This window comes from Acinetobacter sp. AG1 (assembly GCF_001005525.1).
GTDB classification, from domain to species: Bacteria; Pseudomonadota; Gammaproteobacteria; order Pseudomonadales; family Moraxellaceae; genus Acinetobacter; species Acinetobacter modestus.
In genome coordinates, this window is record NZ_LBMZ01000103.1 from 12,388 (window position 1) to 25,199 (window position 12,812).

12 protein-coding genes are annotated in these 12,812 nt (G+C 37.8%); 2 read left to right on the forward strand and 10 right to left on the reverse strand.

The window, feature by feature from the left end:
* Positions 1–6: 6 nt before the first annotated feature.
* From metF to gloB, 4 genes are all read right to left on the reverse strand, one after another.
* Entirely contained in the window at positions 7–843 is an 837-nt protein-coding gene (gene metF / locus AAV96_RS06335) for a methylenetetrahydrofolate reductase [NAD(P)H] (RefSeq protein ID WP_004661285.1), read from the reverse strand.
* Positions 844–917: 74 nt separating this feature from the next.
* Positions 918–2,300, reverse strand: coding sequence for an adenosylhomocysteinase (gene ahcY, locus AAV96_RS06340; protein ID WP_046738710.1), 1,383 nt, complete (start codon positions 2,298–2,300; stop codon positions 918–920).
* Positions 2,301–2,597: 297 nt separating this feature from the next.
* Positions 2,598–2,804 carry a hypothetical protein gene (locus AAV96_RS06345; protein ID WP_004661287.1) on the reverse strand — a complete coding sequence of 69 codons (207 nt, stop codon included), beginning with the start codon at positions 2,802–2,804 and terminating at the stop codon, positions 2,598–2,600.
* Positions 2,805–3,090: 286 nt separating this feature from the next.
* On the reverse strand, positions 3,091–3,822 hold the full coding sequence (gene gloB / locus AAV96_RS06350; protein WP_046738711.1) for a hydroxyacylglutathione hydrolase: 732 nt from the start codon (positions 3,820–3,822) through the stop codon (positions 3,091–3,093).
* Positions 3,823–4,195: 373 nt separating this feature from the next.
* Here gloB and AAV96_RS06355 point away from each other — a divergent pair, with 373 nt between their 5' ends.
* Positions 4,196–5,182, forward strand: a complete 987-nt coding sequence (locus AAV96_RS06355) for a hypothetical protein (protein ID WP_046738712.1) — start codon at positions 4,196–4,198, stop codon at positions 5,180–5,182.
* Positions 5,176–6,042 (forward strand): histone deacetylase, encoded by an 867-nt coding sequence (locus AAV96_RS06360; RefSeq protein WP_046738713.1) that lies wholly within the window; start codon positions 5,176–5,178, stop codon positions 6,040–6,042. The genes AAV96_RS06355 and AAV96_RS06360 overlap by 7 nt, the downstream gene beginning before the upstream one ends.
* Before the next feature lie 57 nt (positions 6,043–6,099).
* Here the strand turns inward: AAV96_RS06360 and AAV96_RS06365 are convergent, their stop codons facing one another.
* The 6 genes from AAV96_RS06365 to fis all read right to left on the reverse strand — a co-directional run bounded on the left by AAV96_RS06365 (position 6,100) and on the right by fis (position 12,682).
* Complete coding sequence (locus tag AAV96_RS06365; RefSeq protein WP_046738714.1) at positions 6,100–6,795, reverse strand: methionine ABC transporter permease; 696 nt, start codon at positions 6,793–6,795, stop codon at positions 6,100–6,102.
* On the reverse strand, positions 6,792–7,817 hold the full coding sequence (locus AAV96_RS06370; protein ID WP_005161062.1) for a methionine ABC transporter ATP-binding protein: 1,026 nt from the start codon (positions 7,815–7,817) through the stop codon (positions 6,792–6,794). Before AAV96_RS06370 ends, AAV96_RS06365 begins: the two co-directional genes overlap by 4 nt.
* Positions 7,818–7,886: 69 nt before the next feature.
* Positions 7,887–8,762 carry a MetQ/NlpA family ABC transporter substrate-binding protein gene (locus AAV96_RS06375; RefSeq protein WP_004661294.1) on the reverse strand — a complete coding sequence of 292 codons (876 nt, stop codon included), beginning with the start codon at positions 8,760–8,762 and terminating at the stop codon, positions 7,887–7,889.
* Between the two features lie 601 nt (positions 8,763–9,363).
* On the reverse strand, positions 9,364–10,650 hold the full coding sequence (gene purD / locus AAV96_RS06380) for a phosphoribosylamine--glycine ligase (RefSeq protein WP_046738715.1): 1,287 nt from the start codon (positions 10,648–10,650) through the stop codon (positions 9,364–9,366).
* A 107-nt stretch (positions 10,651–10,757) separates the two neighbouring features.
* Entirely contained in the window at positions 10,758–12,332 is a 1,575-nt protein-coding gene (purH, locus tag AAV96_RS06385) for a bifunctional phosphoribosylaminoimidazolecarboxamide formyltransferase/IMP cyclohydrolase (protein ID WP_046738716.1), read from the reverse strand.
* 80 nt (positions 12,333–12,412) lie between these two features.
* Positions 12,413–12,682, reverse strand: coding sequence for a DNA-binding transcriptional regulator Fis (fis, locus tag AAV96_RS06390; RefSeq protein WP_001086304.1), 270 nt, complete (start codon positions 12,680–12,682; stop codon positions 12,413–12,415).
* Positions 12,683–12,812: the final 130 nt, after the last annotated feature.

Sequence of the window (12,812 nt, forward strand, 5' to 3'; positions counted from 1 at the left end):
TACAAATTAGTTTAAACCAAGATCAACAACGAGTTGTCGAGTTGGCTCTGTTTGATTCATTGAATAAAAGTGTAAGGTCGGTGCTCCGCCAGCAATTAAACGTTCGCAAAGTTTAACAATCACTTCATGGCCGAAGGCTTTAATACTTTCACTATCATCACCATAAGCAGCAAGTTGTTTGCGAATCCAACGTGGAATTTCTGCACCAGTTCCATCCGCAAAGCGAATTAAATTGCTTGCATTAGTAATTGGCATGATGCCAGGCGCAACGGGAATATCCACACCAGCTTTGGCAATACGTTCGATGAAATAGAAATAAGCATCTGGATTAAAGAAAAATTGGGTAATACCTGCGTTCGCGCCTGCATTCACTTTTTCAACAAAACGTTGGATGTCACCATCAAATGTATCGGCTTGAGGGTGCATTTCAGGATACGCAGCCACTTCAATATGGAAGTGATCGCCTGAATGTTCACGGATAAAGCGAACAAGATCTTGAGCGTAAGGCAATTCGCCAAGGCCAACTTGACCTGAAGGTAAATCACCACGCAATGCTACGATGCGGTCAATCCCTTGTGATTTATATAAATCTAAGAGCTCAGCAATACGAGCTTTATCATCACCAATACAAGAAAGGTGAGGGGCGACGGGCGTGCCTTTGCCATTAAAATCATTAATGGCTGCTAAAGTGCGCTCACGAGTAGAACCACCAGCACCATAAGTAATTGAGAAAAACTCTGGGTTTAATAGCTGTAGTTCTTGGTGAACGATACGTAACTTTTCAGCGCCAGCATCTGTTTTTGGCGGGAAAAATTCAAAAGAAATAGGAACACGTTTCGTCATTTCAAATCCTTTTTTAATCGCTTAGACATTATTTTAGAAAAAAGGGCAGTCCGTAAACGTCTGCCCTGATTTTCTTAGTATTTATAAGCGTCAGATTTGAATGGACCTTCCACAGAAACACCGAGGTAATCTGCTTGTACTTGCGTTAACTGGGTTAATACACCACCAAAGCCAAGCACCATGGCAGCAGCAACTTCTTCATCTAATTTCTTAGGAATCAGTTCTACACGGATTTTCTCAGCTTTTTGATCTTCAGGAAGATCAGCAAATTTCTCACCGAACAAGTGCATTTGACCCAATACCTGATTAGCAAAAGAACCATCCATAATACGTGATGGGTGACCTGTTGCATTACCAAGATTCACTAAACGCCCTTCAGAAAGAAGGATTAAGTAATCATTTTCATTTTCTGAACGATACACTTGGTGAACTTGAGGCTTAACTTCAACCCATTTGTAACCACGGAGGTAAGCAGTGTCGATTTCAGTATCAAAGTGACCGATGTTACACACTACTGCACCTGCTTTTAATGAATCAAGCATTGCTGAATCACAAACGTGGTAGTTACCCGTTGTAGTTACGATAAGGTCAGTGCTTTGAAGAAGATCAAGGTTGATGTCTTCTTTCTTGCCTGTTTGAACACCATTTTTGTATGGAGATACAACTTCGTAACCGTCCATGCATGCTTGCATTGCACAGATTGGATCTACTTCAGTTACACGTACAATCATGCCTTCTTGACGAAGTGATTGTGCAGAACCTTTACCTACGTCACCGTAACCGATCACAAGTGCACGACGACCAGATAACAACATATCTGTACCACGTTTGATCGCATCATTTAGAGAATGGCGGCAACCATATTTGTTGTCGTTTTTAGATTTCGTTACGGAATCATTTACGTTGATTGCAGGAACTTTTAAAGTACCATCACGTAACATTTCATACAGACGTTGAACACCTGTTGTTGTTTCTTCAGTTACACCGTGGATTTTTGCAATCACTTCAGGGTATTTTTCGTGAACAAGTAGTGTTAAATCACCACCATCATCAAGAATCATGTTGGCATCCCAAGGGGTGCCATTTACATTGATTTGTTGTTCAAGACACCACATGTATTCTTCTTCAGTTTCGCCTTTCCAAGCAAACACAGGAATACCCGCAGCAGCGATAGCAGCAGCAGCGTGATCTTGAGTAGAGAAGATGTTACATGATGTCCAACGAACTTCGGCGCCAAGTTCTACGAGTGTTTCGATTAAAACTGCAGTTTGGATTGTCATATGAATACAACCCAAAATTTTTGCACCAGCAAGTGGTTTTTCAGCCGAATAACGCTTACGTAAACCAATCAAAGCTGGCATTTCTGCTTCAGCAAGTTTGATTTCTTTACGGCCGTAGTCAGCAAGAGAAATATCAGCGACTTTATAATCTGTAAATGAAGCAGTAACCGCGTTCATCAGGATCTCCTAGAAAAATAGTATGGATCATTCTGTTCGCGGATGCCGTTGTTGGTTAGCACGAGTGTCTAACCGATCGTCGAGCCTGGCAAATTGATTTTTAGTGCTAATCAATCGTCGCAGCATCCCTCGACTGGGCATTATAATACTTGGAAATGACTTTAGTTCCAATGTTATTTTGTTTGAGATGACTATAAAATGAAGAATTAGATTGCGATAAGTGATTAAATTTTTTGAATGAACGATCAAGGATTCCAAATCCCTTTGAAATCCTTATGTATGCACAAAAGAATCGCATTAAGCTTTTAAATGATCTTCAAATTCTTCGCCAAGCTGCATGGCTAAGGCATTTCCAGATAAGTCACACGTGACCAAACCGTATTCTTTTTTAAAACTAAAGGTAAAACCTTTATTGTCGGCTAAACTTTTTACTGAATATCCTAATTTTTCTAACCAAATACGAAAAGCCAATAAATTTTTTGCTTTCACAACTCTGTTTTTCATTCCAGAACTCCTTTTAACTTGTATTTATTAATAAGGGTGACCTAAAAAATTTTAAAGGGGGATTGCATATATTTATTTTTCTTCATGTAACTAATGTAAAATTAGATTAATTGAAACCGAAATTAAACTTAAATTTTATCTGATAAAATTATTTAAATAATTGATTTTATTTATTTGTATTGTTTTTTCTCGGATTGGATTTTGATCCAAAATAAATGTAAAAAATGATTTCACTTTCTACTTTTTAAAAACTAAATTTTAGCCTTTAAAAAGTAGAACTTTAAAATTAGAACTGATCTTTAAGTGCTCTGATCCGTGCGAAATCTTCGACACTTTCTGTGCGTAAGAAAGGATTTGTTTCAAGCTCTAATTCAATTGTACTTGGTAGGGTAATTTGTTCTGCATCTCTCAATGCTTTGACTTCTTTTATGCGTTCTTGTAGCGCAACATTATGAGGTTCAATTGTTAATGCAAACTCAGCATTTGCAAGCGTATATTCATGTGTACAATAAACTTTGGTTTGTATTGGCAATGCTGCTAAGCGATTTAATGAGTGGTACATTTGTTCAGCAGAACCCTCAAATAGGCGTCCACAGCCCATTGCAAATAATGTGTCACCAGAGAAAAGCGTGTCTATTTCTTCAATAAAATAAACAATATGACCTAGTGTATGCCCTGGTGTTGCAATAATTTCAACTTTTAAATCATTAAAGTGAAAATGGTCGTTATGTTGCAGCGGGTTCGATATAAAAGAAATTTTACTGAGTTCATCACGTGGACCGAAAACAGGTAAATTTTGGTCAGCCAATAGACCTTGTACGCCATCAGTATGATCTCGATGCCAATGTGTTAACCAGATTTGTTTCAACTCAAGTTGATGTTGTTCGCAAAAATCGGTAACAAGTGCTGCTTCTGTTGGATCAATTGCTACGACTTCTTGCGTATGAGTATCTTCTAATAACCAAATATAGTTTTTTAAGGCATTTTTTACGTCAATTGCATGAATTTTATAATGCATGGCCGAATCCTAAATCTCTGATTTATGTGGTTATTGATGAATTGAGTATTTGAATAATCAAATCATAATTAGTTTAAGTGTAAATGTATAAGAGTGCAAAAGCTTGCGTAAGAATTGATACAGAATGCTGACTTTTTAGGGCATATTATGACAGCTTCAATCATGAAGCATTTTTCAAGTTGACAAGTTATAATTTTTCTATAAATATGATATAAAATTTTGATAAATTAATGGTTTATATTCATCTTTGGTGGTGTGAAAAATACTTAATTAAAGCTAACATAGTTTAAAAATTAGATTTAACAATATTTAACGAAGTAAAACATTTAAAGATGAAATGAAAAATAAATCATAAGAATAAAGTGAGAGCATTATGACTGATTTGGTAGATCATGAGATTGTCGTTATCTTCAAAAAATATTTATATCCTTTGTCTTCCAAACTTACAGAAATGTTGAATGAGCATTTTAGCCATCAAACAGAGCGTCGTGGTTGTGGTTATACTCAAGCCACTCGTGTGATAGCTGAATTTGTTTCACAACCTCGTGATATGTTGGGATTCCAAGATTTTCGTATTTTTGAAGACTACGAGGTTAAAGGATTGAAAAACATTTTAAATCAAAGTTCTTCATATGGTTTAGTGTTAGAAACTTGGCGTAATTTAGATATTAATATTGATGTGCAACAATATTTAGAACGTTCTAATTCACAAGATACATTTACTCAAAATTTGCAACAAGAAGTTGATTTTCAAGCGAAGCTTAGAAAAATCCATCAATATGCAGAGCTTGAAGAAAGCATTTTAATTTGCCAATTACTTTCAGATATTATTCTTCCACAAACAATTGATCAAATTGAAATGATTGAGTGTCATTCTCTAGAGGAAAAGCCCAAAGTTGGCTCATGTCCGATGGCAGAAAAATTTTTCTTGCGAATTGCACATCATCGTTTATTGAGACAAGGTGAAATTAATATTTTTGTGGATGATAATGGTTTACCCATTATGATGGAGAAACTGAATATGGGGGATAATCACTCCTGTATCAGTCTCGTGCCATTGATGATGAATGGGGTGCGCTTACCTGCAGGAAGTCTTTTCTCTGCAAGTTATGAAGTCGATGCGCTGGAAAAGAAGCCTAATAAACAATATAAAGGATATGTGATCCCAATTGCTCAAATGAATGGTTTTTGGTTTTTACGATTAACGACACTGGCTGTTTCGCCAAAAAACCGTGCACGTGCGTTTGGGTATCATTTTAAACAACAGGTAGATAATGGATTATTTAGACCTGATACGACGGAACTAAGTCAACTGATTGAGATTGCAAAAGATCAAATTTATGTAGGGCATCCATGCTAAAAGCTTGTTACGCACCACGCTATTTTGCAAGAACACATACCAACAGTATGGAAAAACTGACAGCCGTCGCTGATGTGCTGCGAACTCATCAAATGGTTGATTTAATTGATCCAGGTTTAATTGATACTGAGATATTAAAAAAACTACATAACCCAGAATATGTGGAAGCCTTTTTATCGGGAGAATCTGCATTTGCTACTATTCAGGGTTTTAAACCTTGGAATGAGCAATTAAGGGATGCCATTCTGTCGGTGCAAGCGGGGCAGCTTTTAGGAGCTGAGATCGCATTGAAAGAAGGGATTGCTGCAAATATTGCACAAGGTTTTCATCATGCGAGTTATGAATCTGGTGCCGCATATTGTACTTTTAATGGCTTGGCATTGGTTGCAAAACAAAATCCTGAGAAGCGGATTTTTATTTTAGATTGTGATCAACATGGAGGCGATGGCACAGCAATATTTACCAATCGGATGACCAATTTGATTAATTTTAGTATTTTTGGAGTTCGTTTTGGTTGTAAGGCTGGTGAACGTAGTTTGACTCGCTATGTTCATCCTAAACAGGGTAATTTTGATTTGTATCGCGAAGCAATTTTTGAAGCGTTTCAATATGCTTCACATTGGGAAGCAGATCTAATTATCTATCAAGCTGGTATGGACTGCCACCAACTAGATAAATATGGCTCAAAATGGTTTACCACTGAGTTGTTATATGAACGAGATCGCCTGGTTTTTGAAATGGCAAAAAAAATGAAAATTCCATTACTGTTTGTATTGGCGGGTGGGTATCAAGAACTGGATGATTTAGTGCCTTTGCACGTCAATACATTCAAAGCTGCAAATGAAATTTACTTTCCTTGAAATAGTAGAAAGATACAAAAAAAGCCCTCAAAATGAGAGCTTCCTCTTATGCTGTGATTAGCGTAATTTTGCTAACCAATCACCAAATGATTGAACGAGTTGAACTAAAATTAGCAGTACAATCACGGTTAAAATAACAACACTGGTATCAAAGCGTTGATAACCATAGGAAATAGCTAAATCACCGATACCTCCTGCACCAACTGCGCCAGCCATTGCAGTTGCACCAATTAAGGAAATCGTCCCTGTGGTCAGATTCAAAATTAATGAGCTACGTGCTTCGGGGATAATAAATTTAAAAATGATCTGCCAAGGTGAGGCACCCATAGCTTGAGCTGATTCAATAATACCCTCATTCACTTCAAGTAATGAAGTTTCAATCAATCGCCCTAAATACGGACCTACGTAAATGGTGAGGGGAACAATCGCAGCCCAAGTACCAATCGAAGTTCCAACTAATAATTTAGTTAATGGAATGACTGCAATAAGTAAAATGATAAACGGTAAAGAACGTAGTGCATTTACAATTGGGTTGAGAAAATAATAGATTGCTCGATTTTGTAAGATACCACCTGTGCGAGTGACAACTAAAGTTACACCTTGAACCAATCCCCAAATACAACCAAAAAGCAAAGAGAAGAACACCATTTGGAAGGTTTCTTGTAATGCCGTGACGAATTGATCAATTGAAAGGGAACTGTGCCAAAACGGCGCGGAAGCTTCAGTTAGCCATTGTACGATTAAATCTCTCATTGGCTCACTCCTGATTGTTCAACTTTCACGCCTTGTTGCTCAAGAAACTTAATAGCGTCTTGAATAGTCGCAGAATCACCCAAAAGTTGAATAAACATCTGTCCAATCACAGTGCCATTGATTTCAGTCATGTTGGCAAAAAGAATATTTAAGCTCAAATCAAATTGTTTAATCACAGCTTGAATTACTGTTTCTTGAGCAGACGTCCCCAAGAATTGCAGACTATAAATACTATTATGATGCTTATGTTCAAGGTTATTGAGGATATTAATTGGTAACTGTTGTTGCAAAACTGTTTGAATGAAGGTCTTTGTAGTCGAATGCTGAGGTTGGCTAAAAATATTGAGGGTGGGGCCTGTTTCAATCACATGACCTGCTTCCATCACTGCAACATAGTCACAGACTGACTCAATTACATCCATTTCATGGGTGACCATCACAATGGTAATCTTCTGTTCTTTATTAATCTTTTTTAATAGCGCTAAAACGGATTGTGTGGTCTGGGGGTCAAGTGCAGAGGTTGCTTCATCACATAGTAAAATTTTGGGATGGTTTGCAAGCGCGCGTGCGATACCTACACGTTGTTTTTGTCCACCTGAAAGTTCATCAGGGTAGGCATCTTTCTTATGCTTGAGATCGATGAAATCTAATAGCTCTGCTAAGCGCTTTTCACGATCAGCTTTGTTATGCCCCAATAATTTGAGTGGCATTTCAATATTTTCAGATACTGTTTTAGTTTGCAGTAAATTGAAATGTTGAAAGATCATGCCGATATTTGCACGTTCTTGACGAAGCGTACGCGCATCCATTGCAGTAAAGTCTTTCTGATTGATAATCACTTGTCCCTGAGTCGGGCGTTCAAGCAAATTAATCAAACGGATCAACGTACTTTTACCTGCACCACTATAACCAATAATGCCGAAGATGCTGCCTTCTGGGATCTCTAAATTAATTTGATCCAGTGCGTTGATCGTTTGACCTTTCAATTGATAGTGTTTCGAAATGTTTTTAAATTGGATCATGTTCGTCAGTACTAAGCAAAAAAGAAAAAACAGGCAAATATCTTTGCCTGTTTCATTGAAAATATTATATTACGATTTTGCTTCAGTGAGATAGCTTGTCGGTTTGTTTACATCAACTTTTGTACCTGCAAAATGTTCTTGCACATATTTTTTCACAGCTTCTGTATGATAAAGCGCACCAACTTTTTGTAGTACTGCATCGTCTTTACGAGATTCAGCAGTTGCTAAAACATTGACATTTAATTTAGTACTTTGATCAATTGGTTCGTAATAGATTGCATCTTTAAGAACGTTCAAACCACCTTCTAAAGCCAAGGTATTACCTAATAAAATCGCATCAACTTCGTCTTTTACACGTACAGCTGTCGCCATTTGAATTGGCTTGATTACGATTTTTTTACTATTTTCGATAATGTCCGCAGGTGTGCCTTTCACAGGATCGAAATCAGCTTTTAATTTGATTAAACCTGCGCTTTGTAAAAGTAACAATGCACGTGATTCGTTTGCACCGTCATTTGGGATTGCAATGGTTGCACCTTGAGCAAATTCTTCAACTTTTTTGACTTTACTTGAATAAATGCCCATCGGTTCTAAATAAGTCGTTGAAACAGGTGCAATCTTATCTTTATTTGCCGCATTAAAAGCAACAAGGTAAGCGTAAGATTGGAAGGCATTAATATCAACTTCTTTATTAGCAACAGCTGTATTCATGGCAACATAGTCAGTGAAGTTTTTGACTTCAAGTTTAATACCTGCGGCTTTGGTTTCAGGTAAAGTTGCAATATAACGCCAAATATCAGCATCTGAGCCAGTAGATGCCATAACAACAGTTTGTAATCCACCAGCATTCGCTTTTTGCTCAGTAGATGCGGTATCAGGCTGTTTACTGCATGCTGCAAGTAATAACACCGATACACTTAAAAAAAGGCTGATCAGCTTTTTCATGTATAAATCCTAGTCGGAACAATGCCGAGAAAATCTTCATTCCTCTAGCATCAGGAATCGCAATGGTTTTGTATGTTGTAAATTGGCATCATCATTCAAAATTATTTTAGATTTTGAATCTAAGACGTTTTACAACATTGAAAAATAGATGATTGTTCATGTTCTACTCTAATGCTACTAGACTAAGAAGAAGAGCCAATCAAATTATTCTTACGCTAAATCTTGAAGTAGATGAAATGTCACAATTTAAAATTAATATTCTAAATATATGATAATGATCAAAAAGAATCTTAACTATAGTTAACAATTCATCTATTAATTTACCAATCATACCAATAATTTAGATCTTGTTATAGTAGTTGTGCTAGATACTTCAAAGTCTAACGGTATGATTATTTAAGAAAAATTATGTTCTAAGTAAATATAAATGAATGATAGTTTTATGAATTTTTCTGAATACAGATTGCAAATAGTTTACTTTAAATTGAATATATATTTTTCTGAATTTTTTATTTATATAATGAATATAGATGCTTGATTTATGCACTATTTGTGAATAAAAAAGCCTTCCGAAGAAGGCTTCCTTTCATCGTTATAAGGCTTATTCAGCTTGTTCACGTGCAATCGCACGGTAACCAATATCGCTACGATATTGCATACCTGTAAATGTCACTTGACCACATACTTCTAAAGCATTGATCTGTGCTTCAAGTACTGTATCACCTAATGCTGTTACACAAAGAACGCGACCACCAGCTGTGATGATATGGCCATCTTCTGTCGTTGCCGTACCTGCATGGAAGATCTTAGTATCTTCAGGAGATTGTCCGATACCAGAAATCACATCACCTTTACGTACAGTATCAGGGTAGCCTCCAGCTGCAAGTACAATACCGATTGATTTACGTTCATCCCACTCAGCTTCGCTTGGTAAATTACCAGCAATACCCGCTTCAACCAAATCAACCAAAGATGATTTTAAGCGCATCATAATCGGTTGTGTTTCTGGATCACCGAAACGACAGTTAAATTCAATAACGCGTGGTTGACCTTGTTCATCAATCATTAAACCAGCATATAAGAAACCTGTGTAAACATGACCATCAGCTGCCATACCATCAACTGTAGGACGCATGACTTCATTCATTACACGTTCAAATACTTCTGGTGTAACCACTGGAGCAGGAGAGTAAGCACCCATACCACCAGTATTTGGACCTTGGTCGCCTTCAAAAATACGTTTATGGTCTTGTGAAGTTGCCATAGGTAAAATGTTGTTGCCATCGATCATACAAATGAAACTTGCTTCTTCACCTGCAAGAAATTGTTCAATTACAACACGTGAACCAGCGTCACCAAACTTGTTGCCTGCAAGCATATCGTCTATCGCAGCAAAAGCTTCTTCGTTGGTCATTGCAACGATTACACCTTTACCTGCCGCTAAGCCATCCGCTTTGATCACGATTGGTGCGCCATGTTTTTCGATATAAGCTTTTGCAGCATTTACTTCAGTAAATACATCATAAAATGCTGTTGGGATGTTATGACGTTTTAAGAAATGTTTAGCGAATGCTTTAGAACCTTCAAGCTGTGCAGCGTACTGAGTCGGTCCCCAGATTTTTAAACCTGCTTCACGTGCTGCATCAACCACACCATTTACTAAAGGTGCTTCAGGACCAACAATCACTAATGCCACATCATTTGCCTTTGCAAATTCGATAATGGCAGGATTATTTAAAATATCGATGTCAACGTTTTGACACTTATCTTCAGTTGCTGTGCCTGCATTACCTGGAGCAACAAAAACTTGTGTTACTTTTGAATCTTGTGCGATTTTCCATGCAAGTGCATGTTCACGGCCACCGCTACCCAAAACTAAAATATTCATTATTAAGTTATTTCCTTTTTCCGTATTTAAGAATATACCTGTTCAGAATAAAAAAGTCCCCCTAGGATGCGATTTAGATGTCGCAAGAAAGAGGGACTCAGGGGGTATTAATGACGGAAGTGACGCATACCCGTGAACACCATTGCAATACCAGCTTCATCAGCGGCTGCAATAGTTTCCTCATCACGCATAGAACCACCCGGTTGGATAATACATTTAATGCCAGCTTTAGCCGCATTATCAATACCATCACGGAATGGGAAGAATGCATCAGATGCCATGACCGCACCTTCAACCACTAAGCCAGCATGTTCAGCTTTGATTGCAGCAATACGAGCAGAATTTACGCGGCTCATTTGACCTGCGCCTACACCAATCGTTTGACGATTTTTAGCATAAACAATCGCATTTGATTTCACATATTTTGCTACTTTCCAAGCAAAGATAAGATCATCAATTTCTTGTTCGGTTGGTGCGCGTTTAGTTACTACTTTTAGATCATCTTTGGTGATCATACCTAAGTCTTGATCTTGAACTAACAAACCACCATTCACGCGTTTATAGTCAAGTTGAGCGGTACGTGCATCGATTGCAGGAAGTTCACCACAGACTAACACGCGTACATTCTTTTTCGCGCCAGTAACTTCAAGTACGCCTTCAGCAATACTTGGTGCAATAATCACTTCAACAAATTGGCGATCCACAATGGCTTGTGCAGTTGCAACGTCTAATTCACGGTTGAATGCAATGATGCCACCAAACGCAGATTCAGGATCAGTTGCATAAGCAAGATCATAAGCCGCTTGGATACCATCTAATGAAACTGCAACACCACATGGGTTTGCATGTTTAACGATGACACAAGCAGGTTTTGCAAATGATTTAACACACTCAAGTGCTGCATCTGTATCTGCAATATTGTTATAAGACAATTCTTTGCCTTGTAATTGTTTCGCAGTTGAAACTGATGCTTCTTTAGCATTTGCTTCAACATAGAATGCTGCATTTTGATGAGGGTTCTCACCATAACGCAAATCTTGAGCTTTATTGAGTTGGGTGTTGAACGTGCGAGGGAATAAATCTGCTTCACCCTCAGTTTTGCCAACACGAGCACCAAGATAAGATGCAATCATGCCATCATATTGTGCTGTGTGCTCAAACGCTTTTACCGCTAAGTCGAAACGAGTCTCGTAAGAAAGTGCACCATGATCTTTTAATTCCGCAACAACTAAATCATAGTCAGAAGCATTTACAATAATACCCACAGAAGCATGGTTCTTTGCTGCTGCACGCACCATTGTTGGACCACCAATGTCGATGTTCTCAATCGCATCTGCAAGTGAGCAGTTTGGTTTAGCAACTGTTGCAGCAAATGGATAAAGGTTTACTACCACAAGATCAATTGCATCGATATTGTGTTCTTGCATCACAGCTTCGTCTAGACCGCGACGTGCCAAGATACCACCATGAATTTTTGGATGTAGTGTCTTAACACGACCATCCATCATTTCAGGAAAACCTGTATGTTCAGAAACTTCTACTACAGCGATATTGTTGTCTTTAAGCAACTTGTATGTACCGCCCGTAGATAAGATTTCTACCCCTAATCCAGCAAGGTTTTGAGCAAATTCAACGATTCCAGTTTTGTCGGAAACAGAGATTAAAGCACGTTTGATAGTCATGATTCTAGTCAACAGTTTGAAGTCTACAGATTAAAACAAAGGCAAAAAAAATGCCCACGAGAACGTGAGCATTTTATCAATTATTCACTCATTAAACCGTGAGCTTTTAACTTTTTACGTAAAGTTCCGCGGTTAAGGCCTAAAATCTCAGCAGCGCGCGTTTGATTGCCACGAGTGTATTCTAAGACCACAGATAAAAGAGGTTTCTCCATTTCTGCTAAAACCATGTCATAAACTTGAGATGGTTGCTCACCTTGCAATTGTGCAAAATAATGACGAACTGCGCGATCTACATGGATGCGAAGAGCGACATCAGATTGAGCCGTAAAAATAGGAGATTTGCTATTCATGCGTGTTAATCCGAAAAATCAAAATACCACTTGGATAAAGTGATATGTAAATGTGGTCTAAATTACTGAGTCCTGTTTTAGATCCTAAAACAGTGACTCTAAAACAAAGGGACTATTAGCTTGCCACAAA